The sequence below is a fragment of the Plantactinospora sp. KLBMP9567 genome (assembly GCF_033446045.1).
GTDB lineage: Bacteria > Actinomycetota > Actinomycetes > Mycobacteriales > Micromonosporaceae > Plantactinospora.
This window is the reverse complement of record NZ_JAWQRR010000007.1, coordinates 1-16,540: the sequence shown is the minus strand read 5'-3', so window position 1 is coordinate 16,540 and position 16,540 is coordinate 1. Positions and strand designations below refer to the sequence as shown.

General features: G+C 71.8%; 12 protein-coding genes and 3 pseudogenes. 3 read left to right on the top strand and 12 right to left on the bottom strand.

Translation table 11 applies throughout. The features are described from left to right. Positions 1-21 precede the first annotated feature (21 nt). Complete coding sequence (locus tag R6Y94_RS05350; protein WP_318394639.1) at positions 22-1,197, top strand: glycoside hydrolase family 3 N-terminal domain-containing protein; 1,176 nt, start codon at positions 22-24, stop codon at positions 1,195-1,197. Positions 1,198-1,230: 33 nt separating this feature from the next. Here the strand turns inward: R6Y94_RS05350 and R6Y94_RS05345 are convergent, their stop codons facing one another. The 4 genes from R6Y94_RS05345 to mfd all read right to left on the bottom strand — a co-directional run bounded on the left by R6Y94_RS05345 (position 1,231) and on the right by mfd (position 8,419). Then, positions 1,231-2,595 (bottom strand): glycoside hydrolase family 6 protein, encoded by a 1,365-nt coding sequence (locus R6Y94_RS05345; protein ID WP_318394638.1) that lies wholly within the window; start codon positions 2,593-2,595, stop codon positions 1,231-1,233. A 322-nt stretch (positions 2,596-2,917) separates the two neighbouring features. Next, on the bottom strand, positions 2,918-3,922 hold the full coding sequence (locus R6Y94_RS05340) for a nucleoside triphosphate pyrophosphohydrolase (protein ID WP_318394637.1): 1,005 nt from the start codon (positions 3,920-3,922) through the stop codon (positions 2,918-2,920). A 74-nt stretch (positions 3,923-3,996) separates the two neighbouring features. Beyond that, on the bottom strand, positions 3,997-4,716 hold the full coding sequence (locus tag R6Y94_RS05335; RefSeq protein WP_318394636.1) for a hypothetical protein: 720 nt from the start codon (positions 4,714-4,716) through the stop codon (positions 3,997-3,999). 13 nt (positions 4,717-4,729) lie between these two features. After that, positions 4,730-8,419, bottom strand: coding sequence for a transcription-repair coupling factor (mfd, locus tag R6Y94_RS05330; RefSeq protein ID WP_318394635.1), 3,690 nt, complete (start codon positions 8,417-8,419; stop codon positions 4,730-4,732). A 261-nt stretch (positions 8,420-8,680) separates the two neighbouring features. On the opposite strand from mfd, the gene R6Y94_RS05325 reads away from it, so the two are divergent. Then, positions 8,681-9,478: a TetR/AcrR family transcriptional regulator gene (locus R6Y94_RS05325; RefSeq protein WP_318394634.1), complete on the top strand. Its 798-nt coding sequence runs from the start codon at positions 8,681-8,683 to the stop codon at positions 9,476-9,478. A gap of 409 nt (positions 9,479-9,887) precedes the next feature. Here the strand turns inward: R6Y94_RS05325 and R6Y94_RS05320 are convergent, their stop codons facing one another. The 3 genes from R6Y94_RS05320 to R6Y94_RS05310 all read right to left on the bottom strand — a co-directional run bounded on the left by R6Y94_RS05320 (position 9,888) and on the right by R6Y94_RS05310 (position 13,262). Then, positions 9,888-10,943, bottom strand: a complete 1,056-nt coding sequence (locus tag R6Y94_RS05320; RefSeq protein WP_318394633.1) for an LD-carboxypeptidase — start codon at positions 10,941-10,943, stop codon at positions 9,888-9,890. Between the two features lie 240 nt (positions 10,944-11,183). Continuing rightward, entirely contained in the window at positions 11,184-12,533 is a 1,350-nt protein-coding gene (locus tag R6Y94_RS05315; RefSeq protein WP_318394632.1) for a DUF2079 domain-containing protein, read from the bottom strand. A gap of 261 nt (positions 12,534-12,794) precedes the next feature. Continuing rightward, positions 12,795-13,262 (bottom strand): plasmid mobilization protein, encoded by a 468-nt coding sequence (locus R6Y94_RS05310; RefSeq protein WP_318394631.1) that lies wholly within the window; start codon positions 13,260-13,262, stop codon positions 12,795-12,797. 89 nt (positions 13,263-13,351) lie between these two features. On the opposite strand from R6Y94_RS05310, the gene R6Y94_RS05305 reads away from it, so the two are divergent. Next, entirely contained in the window at positions 13,352-13,609 is a 258-nt protein-coding gene (locus tag R6Y94_RS05305) for a hypothetical protein (RefSeq protein WP_318394630.1), read from the top strand. A 57-nt stretch (positions 13,610-13,666) separates the two neighbouring features. Here R6Y94_RS05305 and R6Y94_RS45025 read toward each other — a convergent pair. From R6Y94_RS45025 to R6Y94_RS05280, 5 genes and pseudogenes are all read right to left on the bottom strand, one after another. Further along, a pseudogene (locus R6Y94_RS45025) lies at positions 13,667-13,834 on the bottom strand (hypothetical protein); the annotation flags it as partial. Positions 13,835-14,133: 299 nt separating this feature from the next. Then, positions 14,134-14,532 (bottom strand): hypothetical protein, encoded by a 399-nt coding sequence (locus tag R6Y94_RS05295; RefSeq protein ID WP_318394628.1) that lies wholly within the window; start codon positions 14,530-14,532, stop codon positions 14,134-14,136. Positions 14,533-14,854: 322 nt separating this feature from the next. Continuing rightward, positions 14,855-15,169, bottom strand: a pseudogene (locus R6Y94_RS45020) (TniQ family protein); the annotation flags it as partial. Beyond that, positions 15,166-16,239 (bottom strand): ATP-binding protein, encoded by a 1,074-nt coding sequence (locus R6Y94_RS05285; protein WP_318394626.1) that lies wholly within the window; start codon positions 16,237-16,239, stop codon positions 15,166-15,168. The pseudogene R6Y94_RS45020 and the gene R6Y94_RS05285, both read right to left, overlap by 4 nt. After that, positions 16,236-16,540: pseudogene (locus tag R6Y94_RS05280) on the bottom strand (integrase); the annotation flags it as partial. The gene R6Y94_RS05285 and the pseudogene R6Y94_RS05280, both read right to left, overlap by 4 nt.

Sequence of the window (16,540 nt, the reverse complement as noted above, 5' to 3'; positions counted from 1 at the left end):
ACCGACCGTAGCGTGGATCAGGTGAACGATCCCCGTCTCAGCCGCCGGCTGCTGCTCGCCGGCCTCGGCTCGGCCGCGCTGGCGGCGGGTGTCTCCGGATGCGACTCGGGCCCGACGCCGGCCCGGCTCGCGCCCACCCCGTCCCGGCCGCCCGGACCGGGCCGGCGCGACGAGGCGGCGCTACGGCGCAAGATCGCGAGCCTGCTGGTGGTCGGCTTCCGGGGCCAGCAGGCGACCGAGGCCGAGTGGATCGTCACGGCGATCCGGGAGGGGCTCGGCGGCGTCATCCTCTTCGACCGTGACCTGAAGACCGACGCCGTCCGCAACATCAGCTCACCCGGTCAGGTGACCGCACTGGTGAAGGCCCTGAAACAGGCGTCACCCGGCCGGCTGCTCGTCTCGATCGACCAGGAGGGCGGCCGGGTCGCCCGGCTCAACCCCGACAACGGTTTCCCGGCCACCCGGTCGGAGGCCGAGATCGGCCGGGCGGACTCGATCCCGACCACCCGGGCCTGGGCGGAAGGACTCGTGCACAGCCTCACCTCGATCGGCGTCAACCTCAACTACGCGCCAGTGGTCGACCTGGACGTGCGCCCGGACAGTCCCGCCGTCGGCAAGCTCGAACGGAGCTTCTCCGCCAACCCGGACGTGGTGGTCCGGAACGCGGCCGAGGAGGTCCGGGTGCACCGGGCCGCCGGGGTACGCACGTCGCTCAAGCACTTTCCCGGGCTGGGCAGCGCGACCGGGAACACCGACTTCGCCGTCGTCGACGTCACCGACTCGTGGCGGGAAGTTGAACTCGAACCGTTCCAGAAGCTGATCGCCAAGGGCGCCGCCGACTCGGTACTGGTCGGGCACGTACTCAACCGGAAGCTCGACCCGGACCGGCCGGCATCGCTGTCCCGGGCGGTCGTCACCGACCTGCTGCGCGGCCGGCTCGGCTGGCGCGGGCCGGTGGTCAGCGACGACATGCAGGCCGTGGCGATCACCAGCCGGTTCGGGCTGGACGAGGCGGTCGCGCTGGCCCTGGATGCCGGCGTCGACCTGCTGGTCTTCGGCAACCAGCAGGAGTACGACCCGAACGTCGTCGGCCAGACCCTCGACACCGTCGTCCGGCTGGTCCGCTCCGGGCGCCTCACCGAGCAGCGGATCGACCAGTCGGTGGCCCGGGTCGACACGCTGCGCCCGAAACGCTGACCCCGGTCGCCGCGCTATCTCGCTAGCCGGCGGTCAGAGCGGCGGCCAGGCATTGGCCAGCAACTGCCGGAAGTGTGCTGGGAACCACTGCCGGAACGGCGGAGCGTCCGGCAGCGCCCCGGTGCTGCGGACGGAGCCGCCCGGCCACGGGTTGTAGGTGGGATCGCACATCGGCTCGTACGGCTGGCCCCACGCCCGGTCGACATCGGCACCGTCGGACTCACCGGGCGGTTTGACCCACACGTACGCGTCGATGCCCGGCTCCGGGGCGACGGCCGGCCGCTCGCCGAGGCCGGAGCCCGCCTGGTTGCACCAGTTCGTGATGTACGCCCGCCGGTCGATCCGGCTTCGGTCGACGTACTCGTTCAGGTCGCCGGTCGTCGCCGCCGGTCCGGTGGGTCGGTCCGGGCCGCCCCAGCCGTTGCGCGAGGTGTCGACCAGCAGACTCGCCTGCGCGGCGAAGCCCTCCTCGACCAGCAGATCCCGCATGTGTCGCGCGTACGGCACCTCGTCGACGAACGGGTTCCAGTCGACCCACCTCGACTGGTGCACCGGCTGGCCGTTGACGACGGTGTCGGCGCGGAAGTACTCCTCGTGCAGCACGGAGTAGTTCGCGGTGTTGGCGACGAAGCCGTGCACGTTCGCCAGCGTGCTGCCCGCGGTGGTCGCGGCCTGGCGCAGCAGTGCCGCCACCGGGCCGGAGTTGTCCGGCCAGCCGAGTTCGCCGTGGTGGCTGATGTCCAGGTACGGGTAGACGTGGGGTAGGGCGCCGAGCCGGGCCAGGGCGTACCCGATCCCGTCCGGATAGGTGCCCCGGGCCCGCACCTCGTCGCAGGCCCAGGTGGCGGTGTGCCGAGGGCTCGTGTTCACGACCAGGTTGGGCAGCGAGTTCGGCTCGACGAAGGCGACGATCCGCAGGCCGGCGTAGCGGGGGGCGGCGAGGATCTCGACGATCGGATCGATGAACTCCGTCCGGTACCGGTCGAGTTCGTCGATCGAGAGTTCGCCCTGCGGGGTCGGCCGGCCGCAGTCGCGGGACGGCAGGTTGTAGAGGGTCACCTGTACGAGGTCGGCCCGTTGCGCCACGGCGGCGTCCAGATGGTCGCGCAGGCCCATCGCCCCGTCCGTTCCCTCGATCGCGGCGATCCGGTCCAGCCAGATGGCGGTCGGCTGGTCGGCGACCGCGCCGCCACCGGGCTCGGCGGCGGCCCGGGCGGACCACTCGGGATTCACATACACCCGGGCTCCGGCATACGGATTGGCCACCCGGTGCGGCGGATCGGCCGCGCCGGCCGGACCGGCGCTGCCGAGCGCCCCCGCGAGGAGGACCGGTACGGCAAGGGCGGCGAGGGCCGTGCGGCCCCGGGCGGGTACGCGTCCAGAACGGGGCATGGTCATGACACTGGCTCCTCAGAACCGGGTCGGCGCCGGGTACGGCCCGCTACGGGCGGCCCGGACCGGTTCCGACCGGGCGGCGCCGTGACCGACAGGATCGCCAACCATTCATATACTTCAATCCATCATGCCATCCCCTGCACCGTCCGCGCACGCTCCAGGAAAGGTGCCGACACAGAGTGGAACGAGACGGGCCCGAGGTGGCCCGGCCGGCAGCGCACCGGAGCCGATCAGATCACTGCCTGGCGGGCTGGTTCTCCGGCGGGCGTCTCGGCGGCGCGGCGCTCGGTCCGCACCCGGAACGTCGATCAGCACCGCCCCGGCGTCAGGACGGCGGGACGGAATTTCGTTCGGCCGCGCGGACCGTGGCCGCATAGTCCAGGGTCGCCTGGCGCAGCGCGGCCTCGGCGTCCAGCCCCGCCGCCCGGGCCCGGGCCACCGTCCCCAGCAGGCTCGCGCCCAGCCGGACCGTCTCGTCCGCCTCGGCGGCAGGCTCCGGCGGCGGCAGGTCGAGCCCGGCCCGGTCGACCCGGTGCAGCACCTTCGCCGCCAGCGCCAGCGCCGGCTGGGAGAGCGCGACCCCGTCCAGCACCGAAGCCCGGGGCTTCTCGGCCCGCTTGATTCGCTCCCAGTTCTCGATGATCTCGTCGATGCCGCCGACCTCGGTGTCGGCGAAGACGTGCGGGTTGCGCCGGACCATCTTCGCCACCAGGCCACCGGCCACGTCGTCGATCGACCAGCGCTCGTCCTCGGGCAGGTTCTCCGCCAGCCGGGCGTGCAGCACCACCTGCAACAGCACGTCCCCCAACTCCTCGCGGAGCGCGACGAGATCGTTCGCCGCGATGGCGTCGTACGCCTCGTAGCACTCCTCTAGCAGATACTGCGCCAGGGAGGCGTGGGTCTGCGCCCGCTTCCACGGGTCGCCGCCGGGCGAGGCGAGCCGGTCCATCACCGCGACCGCGTCGAGCAGCCGGGCACCGGGCGGGTCCCAGGAGCCGTACATCAGCTCCAGCTCGGCCAGCCCGGGTTGGCGGGCCAGTCGCAGCCCCAGCTCCCGGGCCAGGTCCTCGTCGCCGGCCGGGCCGGCCAGCCAGACCGCCGTACCGTGCGCGGCGACCGTGGCCAGCAGGTCCGGCACCGGAGTCCCGGTGACCGTCACCTCGGCACCGGCCGCGCGTACCGCCGTGGCCAGCTCGCTCTCCGCGCCGGCCAACACCGGGAAGCCGCGTACGACGTCCCAGGCGGGCGCGGTCAGCAGCCCGGCCGGCAGCCGGGGCGAGGTGACCAGCAGCACGATCCGACCAGCCGGGCCGGGCGGTGCGCCGGTCATCGGCCGGTGGGGCTGGTCGACGGCGGGGTCATCTGCGGCAGGGCCGGTGGCGCGGGCGGTGGGTCGGGCGCCGCTCAGCGGGCGTCGACCACGGTGTCGGCGCCGGACTGGCCGATCGGCACGACCAGCGCCGGGCTGCTGTCCGAGAAGGTCAGCACCGGGTATTCCAACGGCCGGTAGCGCGGGTTGACCGTGACGTCGGAGCTTTCCAGCGCCTCGGTCAGGGTGTTCCGCATCGCCAGAGCGCGCCGCAGCACGTCACCGTCGAGCTGCTGCCCGGCCTCGCCGTCCTTGGCGTCCGGCGGGATCACCCCGGCGGCCCGGCCCCGGGCCACCACGTCCATCAGCTCCTCCTGGGTCGGCGCGACCGGCTGGCTCACCGGAATGCCGGCCCGGCAGGCGTCCAGCTCGGAGAAGAGCCGCGCGTAGCGGGAGTCCGCCGGCAGGCCGGTCGCCCGGGCGACCTCCTCGATCGGGGCCTGCTCCGACGGCTTGAAGCCCTTGTCGGCGGCGAGCTTGAGGCAGACCTCCCGCATCACCAGGGTGCCGACCACCTGGGCCCGGGTCGGCGCCTTCAGCTCGGGGGCGTCCGGCGCGGGCGCGGCGCTCGGCGCGTGCCCACCCGGCGGCACCTTGCTCCGGACGTCGTCGAGTACCGAGGTCACCTCGTCCTCGGTGATCTTCTTGTCCCCGAGGTAGACGGCGACGCTGGAGTCGGACCGACAGGCGGACAGGACGGTGGTGCCGAGAACGGCAATGACCGCGATCGAAGCCAGACGACGGGCACGCTGCATGCTCGACACTCTCTCACGCAGCGCTTCCCGAGGCCGGCACGGGGTCACCCAGCACGTCCTTGAGCAGTTGGGCGCACCAGTCCAGCAGCACCTGGTCACGCAGCGGCTCGCCGCCGATCCGCCGGGTCGTCGGGCGCGGCACGCTCACCTGGTCGGTCGCCGGCTTGTAGACCGCGTCCGGGTGGTAGCGCTTGAGCCGGAGCTGCTTCGAGTCCGGCAGCGGCAGTGGAGAGAACCGCAGGTGCCGGCCCTGGGCCGAGACGTCGGTGAGCCCGTACGCCCGGGCCAGCAGCCGGAACCGGGCCACCGCCACCAGGTTGGCGACCTGCTCGGGCGGCTCGCCGTACCGGTCGGTCATCTCGGCCACCACCTCGGTCAGCCGGCCGGCGTCCCGGGCCTCGGCGAGCTTGCGGTACATCTCCAGGCGCAGTCGTTCCACCCCGATGTAGTCGTGCGGCAGGTGCGCGTCGACCGGCAGGTCGATCTTGATGTCGACCTCCTCCTCCGGCGCCTCCCCCTTGAACACCTGCACCGCCTCACCGACCATCCGGACATAGAGGTCGAAACCAACCCCCTCGATGTGCCCGGACTGCTCGCCGCCGAGCAGGTTCCCGGCGCCCCGGATCTCCAGGTCCTTCATTGCCACGTACATCCCGGCGCCCAGCTCGGTGTGCTGGGCGATGGTGGCCAGCCGCTCGTGCGCGTGCTCGGTCAGCGGCTTCTCCGGCGGGTACAGGAAATAGGCGTACGCCCGCTCCCGGCCCCGGCCCACCCGGCCCCGGATCTGGTGCAACTGGGCCAGCCCGAGCAGGTCGGCCCGCTCCACGATCAGGGTGTTGGCGTTCGGGATGTCGATGCCGGACTCCACGATCGTGGTGCAGACCAGGACGTCGTACTCCTTTTCCCAGAAGCCGACCATGACCTTCTCCAGGGCGTCCTCGCCCATCTGGCCGTGCGCCACCGCTACCCGGGCCTCCGGCACCAGCTCCCGGATCCGCCGGGCCGCCCGGTCGATCGACTCGACCCGGTTGTGCAGGTAGAAGACCTGGCCGTCGCGGAGCAGCTCGCGGTGGATCGCCGCGGCGACCTGCTTGTCGTCGTACGCCCCGACGAAGGTCAGCACCGGATGCCGCTCCTCCGGCGGGGTGGCGATGGTCGACATCTCCCGGATGCCGGTGATCGCCATCTCCAGGGTCCGCGGGATCGGCGTCGCCGACATGGTCAACACGTCCACCGCGGTACGAAGCGTCTTCAGGTGCTCCTTGTGCTCCACCCCGAAGCGCTGCTCCTCGTCCACCACCACCATGCCGAGCTGCTTGAACCGGGTCGCCGACTGGAGCAGCCGGTGCGTGCCGATCACGATGTCCGCACTGCCGTCGGCGGCGGCCTCCAGCGTCCGCTCGGCCTCCTTCGGCGTCTGGAACCGGGAGAGCTGCCGGATCTGGATCGGGAACTGCCCCATCCGCTCCGCGAAGGTGTTGTAGTGCTGCTGGGCCAGCAGCGTGGTCGGCACCAGCACGGCGACCTGCTTGCCGTCCTGCACCGCCTTGAACGCGGCCCGGACGGCGATCTCGGTCTTGCCGTACCCGACGTCGCCGCAGATCAGCCGGTCCATCGGAGTCGACTGCTCCATGTCCCGCTTGACCTCCTCGATCGCCGAGAGCTGGTCCGGCGTCTCGGTCCACGGGAAGGCGTCCTCCAGCTCCCGCTGCCACGGGGTGTCGGGGGCGAACGCGTGCCCCTTGGACGCCTTGCGGGCGGCGTAGAGCTGGACGAGCTGGGCGGCGATCTCCTTGACCGCCTTCCGGGCCCGCGCCTTGGCCTTCTGCCACTCGGCGCCGCCCATCTTGTGCAGCGTCGGCTGCTCGCCGCCGACGTACCGGGAGAGCTGGTCGAGCTGGTCGGTCGGGACGAAGAGCCGGTCGCCGGGCTGGCCGCGCTTGCTGGCCGCGTACTCGATGACCAGGTATTCCCGGTCGGCGCCGTTGACGGTGCGCTGGACCAGCTCGACGTACCGGCCGATGCCGTGCTGTTCGTGCACGACGTAGTCGCCGGCCCGCAGCTCCAGCGGGTCGATGGTGTTGCGCCGCCGGCTCGGCATCTTGCGCATGTCCCGGGTCGACGAACCCCGGCCACCGGTGATGTCGTTGCCGGTCACCACCGCGACCCGGGACGCGGTGTCCAGGAAGCCGTGGTTGAGCGAGCCGCAGGCCACCACCAGCTCACCGGCGGCCGGCGGGGTCGGCACGCTCTCGGTCAGCGCGGCGCCGAGCCCGGCGTCCCGGAGCACCTCGACGGCGCGCTGCGCCGGCCCGTGCCCCTCGAAGACCAGCGCCACCCCCCAGCCGTCGCCGACCCAGCGCTTGAGATCGTCGACCACCCGGGCCGTCTCGCCGTGGTAAAGCGGTACCGGCTGGGCAGCCAGGGCCAGCGACTCGCCGGTGTCCGGCACCACCGTCACCTCGGGCTCCGGCTCCACCGCCCACGGCTCGGCGGCGGCGCCCGGGCCGGGAGCCTCGGCCATAATTCGGCCTCCGCGCCGATTGACGGCGCTACGGACCGGATGAAGGCCGTCGACCAGGCCGAACGGCGACGCCGACCACCAGGGCTGGCGCAGGGCGGCGGCGGTGGCGCGTACCTCCGCCAGGGTCTTGAAGGCGGCGGCGCCGAGGTCGACCGGGGCCTGGCCGCCGACGGCGGCCGCGGCCCAGCTCGCCTCCAGGAACTCCGCCGAGGTACGCACCAAATCGTGCGCCCGGGTCCGGATCCGCTCCGGGTCGCAGAGCAGCACGTGGCTGCCGGCCGGCATGCAGTGCAGCAGGAGTTCGAGCGAGTTCGTGCCGATCAGTGCCGGGGCGAGCGACTCCATCCCCTCGACCGGGATCCCCTCGGCCAGCTTGTCCAGGATCTCGGCCAGCTCCGGGTGCTGTTCGGCCAGCTCGGCGGCCCGCTGCCGGACCGGCTCGGTGAGCAGCAGTTCCCGGCAGGGTGGCGCCCAGAGTGCCGGCACCGTCTCGATGGTCCGCTGGTCGGCGACGGCGAACGTGCGAATCTCCTCCACCTCGTCGCCCCAGAACTCGACCCGGGACGGGTGCTCGTCGGTGGGCGGGAAGACGTCCAGGATGCCGCCCCGGACGGCGTACTCCCCGCGCTTGGTGACCAGGTCCACCCGGGCGTACGCCAGGTCGGTGAGCCGGCGGGCGGTCTCCTCCAGCCCGGCCTCGGCCCCGACGGCGAGCCGGACCGGCTCCAGGTCGCCCAGTCCCTTGAGCTGTGGCTGCAACACCGACCGGACCGGGGCGACGACCACCCGGACCGGACCGGCGTGCTCGTCGAGATCGGGGTGGGCCAGCCGGCGCAGTACGCCGAGCCGCCGGCCGACGGTGTCGGACCGGGGCGAGAGCCGCTCGTGCGGCAGGGTCTCCCAGGCCGGATAGACCACGACCTGCTCCGGCGGCAGCAGGCTGCCCAGCGCGCCGGCCAGGTCGTCGGCCTCCCGGGTGGTGGCGGTGACGGCGAGCACCGGACGTCCGGCGCCGCCCGCCTCCTGCCCGGCTGCCACGGCGGCGACCAGGAACGGCCGCAGCGCGGGCGGGGCGGTGAGGTCGAGCCCGTCGGCGTCCGGGCCGCCGGTGCGGGCCAACGAGCGGGCCCGGGCCAGCGCGGGATCGCGGAGCGCGGCGGTGAGCAGACCGGTGAGCACGCAGATCACAACCTTGCAGATGGGCACGCGGAAAGTGCCCCACGCCCGATCCGGGCGGGGGGTGCGGGGTGAGGCAGGACCCGAGGCGCTGCCGTGCCGGGAGGCCCCTCCTCAACGCCGTCGTCAAGCCTATCCCCTGAGCCCGACAAACCCGGTGCCACGGCCGGTACCCGAGCCGGTCGCCGGCTGGCATGCCGGCCGACCATTCACGTATTGGATACGAGAAGTAACATTCGGGCCGTACCCGAGAGGAGGCGGACGATGCCGGTGGAGCGCAGCGGCGGCGGGGATCCCGACCGCACCCTGGCGTTGCTCTGGACCGCCCAGCCGTCGCCCGGCCCTCCGGGAGCTGCCGGCAAGCCCGCTCGGGGCCGCCCTCCCCGGTTGACGGTGCGGCAGATCCGGCAGGGCGCGATCGCCTTCGCCGACCGGGAGGGCCTGGCCACCATGTCGATGGCCCGGGTCGCCGAGGAACTCGGCGTCGGCACGATGTCGCTCTACACGTACGTCCCCGGCAAGGCCGAGTTGATCGACCTGATGGTTGACGGGGTGATGACCGAACGCGACCTTCCCGGCCCGGACGAGGTACGCCGGCCGGGCTGGCGGGCCCGGATCGAGTTGTACGCCGAGCGGACCCGGGCGATGTACCTGCGCCACCCGTGGCTCCGGGAGGTCTCCACCGTCCGCCCACCGCTCGGACCGGGGCTGCTGGCCCAGCAGGAGTACCTGCTGGCGGCCCTGACCGACCTCGACCTGCCGGCTCGACAGGTGGCCGCCGCCGTCAACGCGATCGTCACCTTCGTCGACGCCGCCGCCCGGCAGCAGGCCGAGACCGACCAACTCGATCGGACGACCGGGCAGTCGACCGACGAGTGGTGGTCGGACCGGGACTCGTTCTGGGCGGAGCACTTCGACGTCGAGCGCTACCCGGCGATGAACCGCACCTGGCAGGCCGGCGGCTTCGTCGACACCCCGGAGGCGATGGCCGACGCCTACCAGTTCGGGCTGCGCCTGCTGCTCGACGGCATCCAGCGCACCGTCGAGGCGGCCGGCCGCTGACCGGGCGGCCGCTGACCGGGCGGCCCGGTCGGTCGAACCGGGCGCGGGCAGCACCGGGATCCGCCCGGGACGAAGCGGCCGACGATCGGGCGGCCAGCCCGGCCGGCATACCGTCCTGCGCGCACTGTCGAGCTGGGTGCACGGACGGGGCAGTCGGCGGCTCCCCCTTCGATCAGGCTCCCCCCTTCGATCCGGCACTCCTCGATCCGGCTCCCCCCTTCGATCCGGCTCTCTTCATCCAGCAGTGGATGCACAAGCGGGGCAGCTCGACAGTCGACGCGCGGAGGTAGTGCCGCCAGGTCGGCGGTCCGGGTGGACCGTCCGCTCGGCCACGGCGGCGCCCGGCAGCGGTCCAGTGGCCAGCAGCCGACGGCCACCGATCGACAGCCCAGCGCTCGGCAGCCGCCGGTCAGTAGCGGACGCTGATCCGCTTCGCCGCCGCGTCGAGGCGGACCTCGCCGCCGTACGGGACGACGAGCTGCGGGTCGGTGTGCCCGATCTCCAGGTCGAAGACGAGTACCGCGTCGGGGGCGTACTCGGCGCAGGCCCGGCGTACGGCGGCCCGCTGGGCGTCGGCGTACGCCCGCTTCTGCTCCGGGGTGTGCCGGCGGGCGAAATCCCACGCCTTCGCCCGGCCGACCAGTACGGCGGGAAAGCCGCCGAGCAGCCCGCGCTCACCCATGTCCCGCAGGATCCGGTACACCTCGACGTCCGGGGGCAGTTCCTCGGAGGTCTCGATCAGCAGCACGCAGCCGGCGTACGCCCGGTTCGGGCCGACCCGGCCGGCCCGGAGCAGCCAGGAGAGCACCTCCAGGTTGCCGCCCCAGATCCGCCCCTCGACCAGCCGCTCGGGCCCGTACCAGTGCCGGCCGGCGGCCGGGAACATCGGCGGGGCCCGGTCCAGCCCGGCCGGGTCACCCCAGTCACCGGGTTCGTCGGTGTACTCGGCGACCTCGGGAAGCTCGTGCCAGCCGCCGCCGAACAGCGCCGTACGCAGCGATTCCACCGTCACCGGATGCGCCGCGCCGCCCCGGCCGAGGTGCACCAGCACCGAACCGCCGTGATAGGCGACCACGCCCAGGTCGAAGAGGTGGGCCAGCAGGTTGGTGTTGTCCGAGTAGCCGAAGAACGGCTTCGGGTTGGCCCGGAGTACCGCGTCGTCCAGGTGCGGGACGACGGTGATCTGGTCCTCGCCGCCGATGGTGGCCAGCACCGCCGTGATCGACGGGTCCGCGAAGGCGGCGGTGAGGTCCCGGGCCCGGTCCCGGGGGTCGGCGCCCAGCGCCCGGGTGGTCGGATACTCGACCGGGACCAGGTCGAACTCGGCGCGCAGCCGGCGCAGCCCCAGCTCGTACACCTCGGGGAAGAGCCCCGGCAGGCCGGCGGAGGGCGAGACCACCGCGACCCGGTCCCCCGGGCGGGGCTTCGGCGGGTAGTGCGGCGTCGGACCGGACGGCTCGGACATGCTGTCCCGTCCAGATGATAGTGACGAGCGGGACTGGCGTTGGCCTGGTCTGCGCCATCTAGTCCCGGACACTCGACCACTAAGTTGTCTAGGTTTAGTTGGCGGATTCGGTGGATCTTTGGTCACTCGGCAACGCATCGCGGATGTCCGCGACGGGGCTCCGTAGCTTTCGGCGAGCTGGCGTGCGGCGGCAGAAGGCCATTCGAGGTGGGGCCGGTGTTGTCGGGGAGGTACTGGGGCCTACCGCGTCAACCGGTAGAGACTCACCTGCTCTCTTCGGTCTGTCAGTTCGTAGCCGAGCGCTGGCAGTTGTCGTATCGCGGCCAGTTGCTGGTCGGCCGGCGCGAGTCCCCGTACGGGTGGATCAACGACTGCCACCCAGTCGGGGCGGAGCCGTTGGCTGGGATATTCGGGAAAGAGGTAGACCGTCGTACGGTTGGTGAGCTGCGGGGCCAGGGAGTTTTCGGCGGCGACTGTCGCTTGGTCCGGAATGGTCGCCAGCGTTCCCCGTTCCGCCGACGACAGTACGGGTCGCCAGGCCGCGGCACGGAAGAGTTCGCCGATGGGAGAGTGCGCGGACAGCAGGACGACGAACGTGACGCACCACGCGCCGATCGCCAGGTGGAACTGCCCGGAGTATCGCGGCAGCGTCGCCCGCAGTGCGGTGTGGACGCGCGGCACGGCTGTAGCGGCGGCGGCGAAGACGACCGGCATCAGCACGGCACTGTAGTGGAGGTCTGTCCCCCAGTAGGCCGGGTTGGTTGCCCAGAACCGCCAGGCGAGCGTGGGAAGCGCGATGATCAGGATCGGGGAGCGTAGGGCCAGAAAGGCCGTCGGGGCGAGCAGCATCAGGACGGTCTCGATCTTCTGGACGGGCATGACGAGCCGGACCAGGGGGTTCCCGACGGTGCCGGAGGCGTGACCCAGGTAGGTGTTCTGGCCGTACACGTTGAGGTGTGGGATCAGGACCAGCATCGTCAGGCAGCAGGCGGCCACTCCCACGAGCGCGAGTAGCGCGCCCATCTTCTTCGGCCCGCGTAGCACGATGTACATGCCGATCGCGGCCACGGTGAGTCCGAGGTCTTCCTTGACGAGGAGCAGGGGAAGGGCGTAGGCGAATGCCGCCCACCACTCCTGCCGGTACAGCCGTTCCACGCAGAAGGCCACGAAGACCACCGCCAGGCAGGTCTCGTGGAAGTCGAAGACCACCGCGCTTTGTATCCCCCAGGACAGCGCGTAGGCCGCGCCAAGGACGCCGCCGAGGCGGGTGCCGCAGGTGCCGATGGCCAGCCGGGTGACTGGTATGACGGAGAGGGCGAACGCCGCAGCCTGGACCGTGAGTAGCGTGATAGGGCTTGGGAAGAGGAGATAGACCGGGCCGAGAGCCGCCAGTATCGGGCTGAAGTGGTCGCCCAGGATGTTGACGCCCGGCCCCTTGAGCTCGCTGACCGGGGTGTTGAGGTGTGCGTAGTTCCGGACCACCTGCTCGAAGATTCCAAGATCGAACCCGGTTGTACGGCCGGTGAGATGGCGTACGACCGACAGCAGTTCGTAGAGGACGAACGCGATTCCCGCCAACAGGTACGGCAAAGCCCGAGGGCCCGCCGGCCGTGGCCTGCCAGGATCAGGCGGTTCCGGTGGTGTGGCGGGGCCGGGCTGTTCCGGCGTACCGGGTCCGTGCTGAGTCGGAGTGCTGCTGGGTGAATCCAGCTCCTTGCGCCGCATCAATACATGTTGACTGGCGACGATCCGGGTCGCCGCGTGCCACGCCAGGTTCGCTCCATCGACCCGGCTGGCGTCCGCCCCCTTTCACTGGTTGGCCGCCGTTCCGCTTCTCTGGACGCATCTGGTCTATCGCCCCTGCTGATCGTGCCCACGCAGCACGAGCCGTGGGGTTGGGGTTTCAGTTCGTCCTGACACGAGCCGGTGGTGGATTCGGGAGACGACGCTGTCGAGGTTGGCCAGGGCATCGCCGGTGTTGGTGATGGTCGTGTCTAGAGCTTTTGTCGAGGCTCGGTTGTCGCGGGTGTGGATGAGTTCGGCACGGAGCTGGTTGAGCGCCACGCGGGTGCGGAACAGCTCGGCTTGCAGGGTGGCCAGGCTTTCGTTCTCGATCTGTTCGGTGGCGGTGGTGTGTAGGTTGCGGGCGGTGTCGAGGGCGGCTTGGGCGCAGAACCCGGTTGGTGTCAGCCCGAGTTGGTGAGCGGTGGTGGCGATCTCGTGGTGTTCGTCGTCGCTGAGGCGGACGGAGAGGCGGTTCTGCCTGCCCGGGGATGTGTGCGGGCGGTGACGGCGCCCGGCGGGTGGTTTGGTGGTCATGGTGTCTGCCAGCGGCGCTGTAGTTGGGGCAGGCTGAGGTCGACGGCGAGGGTGGATCCGCTGTACCAGATCGTGTCTCCGGCGGCGTTGTGGTCGTCGGGCAGCGCGACGGCGTAGCCGGTGAGCCGGTTCGGGTTGGTGGGGTCGGCGCGAGGCCGGACAAGCAGGCCGGACGCGCGGAGACGGTCAAGGAAGCCCTGTTCGCCGGTGCTGGCGTCGGCGGCGGCGTGAACGGCGCGTCGGAGCTGGTGGCGGGGTACTTCCTCACGGTGTTGGCGGGCGGTCTTGTTCAGCTCGGCTGGGGTGGGGAGGCGCTTGTTGGTGTGGTGGCCGTGGACGCGGTGTAGCTCGTAGTGCTGTTCGAGGTGGCGACAGCAGGCTTGGCAGCGGCGGTAGTCGCTGCGGGGCCAGACGGTGCGTCGGTCTTGGCGGACCAGGGTGGCGACGATGTGGATGTGGTTGTCGGCATGGCGGATGCCGATCCAGCGTGCTGCGGACAGGTCGTCGTGCGGAGCGATGCCGGTCGCGGCGGTGATCTCGGTGGCGATGTGTTTCCACTGGTGGTCGGACAGGATCGAGTCGTCGGGGTGGTTGTGGATTGAGCAGTGCCAGACCGGCAGGGTAGGTGGGTTCCAGCCGATGGCGACGGGCTGGGCGAGGAGTTCGGTCAGCCGTCGTGGCGAGCGGCGGCCGTTCGGGTTCGCCGGTGGTTGCAGGTCGGAGAGGTCGCCGCAGGTGGCGTAGGCCCAGGCGGCGATGACGCGAGGGTTGTCGTGCTTGCCACCGCGGTGGTTGTTCTCGCCGGGGCCGAACAGGTAGCGCAGTAGCGGGCCGAGCCCGTGGATGGGGCCGCGTTCATGGACTTTCGGGATCAGGTCGGCCTCCCGGTGGCGGCTGGTGCTGGCCGGTGGGCGTAGGGCAGCGGCGCTACTGGGGTGAAGGTGCGGGGTGCGCGTCGGTCCCGGGCGAAGCGGTGCGCGATGCGTTGCTCGGCCAGCACCTGCTTCTCGGTGACGCGAGGGCTGCCGTCGTGGTGGTGGATCGTGTCGGGGTAGATCGCGGCCGGCTCCATCCGGGAACGCGCCGCCCGGGTGTCTGCCCAGGTCATGATCGTGTCTGTCAGGGCGTCGGCCTCGCCTCGGCAGCCCAGCGCGTCCGCGCAGGCGTCGAGGAAGGGGCGGAATTCCGCCCGCCGTTGTTGCGTGGTTCGTCCGGTGGGTGAGGCGATCACGGCGGCGAGCGCGGTGACTTCCGGGAAGATCGCGGCCATGAACAGCGACCGCCGGTAGCCGTCTGGCAAGAGCAGGTCGAGACGCTGCTCCCATCGTCGCCAGAGGGGGTGGTGTGGTGCGCTGAACCGCAGGTCCAGGCAGATACGGGTTGCCGAGACGGTGGCGTCGAAGGTGATCGTCCAACCGTGCCGGCGGCCGGCGGGTGGTGCGCCGCAGTCGGTGTTGTGCGGCGCCCAACTCCGGCAGCCGCGCGCCGAGCAGGAGGGGCGGCTCGTCGTGGATCCCGTCCGGCGGGCCGACCCGGTAGCCGTGCCGGGTGCACAGGTACTCGTCGTGGGCGAACAGCCGCCGCACCTGGCCGCCCTCATGCCGAGCGGTGCAGCGGGGACAGGCACGTTGGGCCAGGTGACGCAGGCTGCGCCACGCCGGCGGCGGAACCCGCAGCTCGGGCAGCGCCCAGGCCAGTCCAACGGGCTGGTAGCCGGTGATGGCCGCAAGCCGGCGCAGCGCGGCAGCGGCGGCGTCGACGTGCCTGAGGCGCCGTTGGATGCCGACGTGCTGGGCCAGCGTGCTGCTGGACAGTCCGTGCACTAGATCGAGACGACGCAGCCAGGAGGTGAGGGTTTCGTTCCGCGCAGGCGCCAGCGGGATCGGCAACCGCCGCCAGTCGCTCACTTCTTCGCCTTGCCGCGCCGTCCCGGTCTCTGGACGTGGGCGCGTTGCGCGGCGTGGTCGACGGGTATCAGGTCGAGCAGGTCTTTCGTGATCTGTTCGGTGCCGTCCTGGATGGCCAGGACCGCCGCGCCGCGCACCAGGTGCGACAGGCTGCCGATCATGCCGCTGGTGCGGGCGAACAGGTATTCGTCCAGCCCGGTCAAAGTGCCGGGCTGGTGGCGGTGTAACCGCAGGCTGGCCTCCATGGTCGAGACCAGACCGCGCCAGGTCTCACGCTGCTCGGTGGTGCCGTAGTCGAACGGCCGCGCGGGGATGAGGGTGAACCGGCCGGCGATCTGCCGGCCCCGGGTGCCGGCGAACAGGCCGATCTCGTCGACGTCCAGGCCGGCGTAGACGAACGTGGCCGGCAGCCGCTCCGCGAAGTACTTCAGCGTGTCCGACACCTCCGCGCCGGCCCGGGTGGCGAGGCTGATGTTGTGTATCTCGTCGACCAGCACCAGATCGACGTGGGTGCGGGCGGCGGTGGCGCAGACCGCGTTGGTCACGTCGGTGAGGTTCGCCGAACGAGGTGCCGGCAGGCCGAAGAACCGGGAAAACTCCACCGCCACCATTCGTGGTGTCGCCGCCGGAGGGACCGTGATGTAGACGACCGGCAACCGGTGCCGATCCTGCGGGTGCCGCCGGCGGGCGGCGAGGTCATGCGCCCGGCCGAGCTGGCTCAGCGCCGTGGTCTTCCCGGTGCCCGACGCTCCGCTGATGATCACGCCCCGGCGGGCGGAGATCTGGTTGCGGTTGAGCTGGATCAGCAACCGGCTCGTCGCGATGACCTGCCGGATGACCGGCGTGTTCACCAACGGCAAATCGGCGTGGTACTCCATTCGCGCCTCGTCATACCCGACCCGCCGGCCCGCGCTCAGCCCCGCCAACGCCGCCTCGGCCAGCAGGGCCGGTGGGTTCGGTTCGGCGTCCACGAACCGCCGCCATCCCTCCTTGGTGGTCAACGGATTCTCCGTCGACGGCTCAGCGTCGTCGGGGTCCCCGGCGCGCGGGCGGGGCAGGATGGCGGTCAATACGGCCACCTCTCGGCCTCGACGCGGGCGTCGAAGATCCCCATCGGGACCACGGTCGTACTGGTCTGCCCGTCCAACTCGTCGTCCTCGTCAGCCTGTGCCTCGGATTCCTCGACGGGCGGGGGCCGGTGCGCGGCGGCGGCCACCCGGGTCCGCGCCGCGACCCGGGCACTCGCCTTGTCCAGCACCGGGCCGGCCTGCGCCCGGGTGAGCAGCTCGTCGAGGACCCGGGCCACCGCGGTCTCGTTGGTATCGTCCCGGCCGGCCTGCGCCGCCAGCCGGCGGGCATGGCGCCAGGTGA

Excerpts from the sequence above, each read along its gene's own strand:
- R6Y94_RS05325 (WP_318394634.1), top strand. The coding sequence starts at position 8,681 with ATGCCGGTGGAGCGCAGCGGCGGCGGGGATCCCGACCGCACCCTGGCG.
- R6Y94_RS05335 (WP_318394636.1), bottom strand. The coding sequence starts at position 4,716 with ATGCAGCGTGCCCGTCGTCTGGCTTCGATCGCGGTCATTGCCGTTCTC.
- R6Y94_RS05345 (WP_318394638.1), bottom strand. The coding sequence starts at position 2,595 with ATGACCATGCCCCGTTCTGGACGCGTACCCGCCCGGGGCCGCACGGCC.
- R6Y94_RS05320 (WP_318394633.1), bottom strand. The coding sequence starts at position 10,943 with ATGTCCGAGCCGTCCGGTCCGACGCCGCACTACCCGCCGAAGCCCCGC.
- R6Y94_RS05340 (WP_318394637.1), bottom strand. The coding sequence starts at position 3,922 with ATGACCGGCGCACCGCCCGGCCCGGCTGGTCGGATCGTGCTGCTGGTC.
- R6Y94_RS05295 (WP_318394628.1), bottom strand. The coding sequence starts at position 14,532 with ATGGCCGCGATCTTCCCGGAAGTCACCGCGCTCGCCGCCGTGATCGCC.
- R6Y94_RS05310 (WP_318394631.1), bottom strand. The coding sequence starts at position 13,262 with ATGACCACCAAACCACCCGCCGGGCGCCGTCACCGCCCGCACACATCC.